We start from the raw sequence: 1,438 nt of genomic DNA, 5'->3' as shown, positions 1-1,438 counted from the left end.
TGAAGTGGCCCCCGGAAGTTGGACTGGCCATTTGAGAGCCTAAGTCGCAAGGGCCTGCGCTCGGTATTGCACCGGGCTCAGGCCCTTGAGCTTTGTGGAGATCCGGTCGGTGTTGTACCAGGCGATGTACTCGTCGAGCGCGTCGGTGAACGCGTCTACGGTGGCGAAGGTCGCGTGATGGAAGAGTTCTTCCTTGAGGTGTCCGAAGAAGCTCTCGATGACGGCGTTGTCCAGGCAGGTCGCTCGCCGCGACATCGACTGGACCGCGCCGGCGTCGGCGAGGATCTGACGCCACGAGGCGTGCTGGTAGTGCAGACCCTGATCCGAATGCACCATCGGATGCTGACCCGCGGGGAGAGCGCCGACGGCGGCTCTCAGCGACGCGTTGGTCATCTCCACGGTCGGTGAGGTTCCGCAGGTGTAGGCGATCACGGACCGGTCGAACAGGTCCATGATCGGCGACAGGTAGACCTTGCGGTCGCCGACGCGGAACTCGGTGACGTCGGTGACCCACTTCTGGTTCGGGGTGGCCGCGGTGAACTGCCGTTCCAGCAGGTTCGGGGCGATCTTGCCGACCTCTCCCTTGAACGAGGTGAAGCGGCGGCGTCGACGCACGTGGCAGACCAGACCGAGCTGACGCATCAGCTTCAGCACCGTTTTGCGCGCCACCCGCCATCCATCACGCCGCAGCACCGTGTGCACGCGACGATGCCCGTAGCGGCCCTTGGCTGCCGTGAACACCTGGGTGATCGCGGCTTTCAGGTCCGTGTCCGGGTCCGGTCGGGCGAGCCTGGCCTGATGGTAGAAGAACGTCGACCTGGCCAGGCCCGCAACGCTCAGCAGCACGCTCAGCGGGTGATCGGCCTTGAGGGAGATGACGGCCTGAACCTTCACCGTCGTCCTTGCTCCCTCAAGGCCCGCAGTTTTCCCAAGTACGCGACCTCCGCGCGCAGACGCTCGTTCTCACGCCGCAGCCGGGTCAGCTCACTCGCCTCGGCACCCGAATCATCCGGGACAGCCGGCGCGCGACCTTTCGGCTTGGGGCGCAGCGCCTCCGAGCCCCCGTCACGCAGCGATCGCGCCCACGCCGTGACCAGCTGCGGGGACGACAGCTCGAACTCCTGCGCCAACGCCAGCGCCGTCTCACCCGCAACGTAGCGTCGAGCGACCTCGAGCTTCGTCTCGTACGAGAACGTCCGCCTCGTCCGCTTGGTCACCAGCGCTCCCGCCCCGCGCAGCCGCCAACGGTCATACAACCGGCCGACCGCCGAAGCGCTCACACCCAACCGCGCAGCCGCCGCGTCCTTCGCCGAACCGGCCTCGAACAACGCTACTGCGGCAACCCGCTGAGCCTCAGACAGAGAACTCCGTGGATGCATGAAAGTGCTCCTCGAAAGTCAAACTGAATTCCTCAGTCCAACTTCCGGGGAGCACTTCA

Annotated in this window: 2 protein-coding genes; both read right to left on the bottom strand. The window is 65.8% G+C overall.

The window, feature by feature from the left end; genetic code table 11:
- Window positions 1-39 precede the first annotated feature (39 nt).
- Complete coding sequence (locus EV279_RS16740; protein ID WP_243728669.1) at window positions 40-894, bottom strand: IS3 family transposase; 855 nt, start codon at window positions 892-894, stop codon at window positions 40-42.
- A complete protein-coding gene (locus tag EV279_RS17105) occupies window positions 891-1,379 on the bottom strand; it encodes a transposase (RefSeq protein ID WP_243728668.1) in 489 nt (162 codons plus the stop codon). Before EV279_RS17105 ends, EV279_RS16740 begins: the two co-directional genes overlap by 4 nt.
- Window positions 1,380-1,438: the final 59 nt, after the last annotated feature.

Origin of the sequence: Microbacterium sp. BK668 (assembly GCF_004362195.1) — a bacterium.
Lineage (GTDB): Bacteria > Actinomycetota > Actinomycetes > Actinomycetales > Microbacteriaceae > Microbacterium.
Note: the sequence above shows the minus strand (reverse complement) of the source record. Positions and strands in the feature narration are given on the sequence as shown.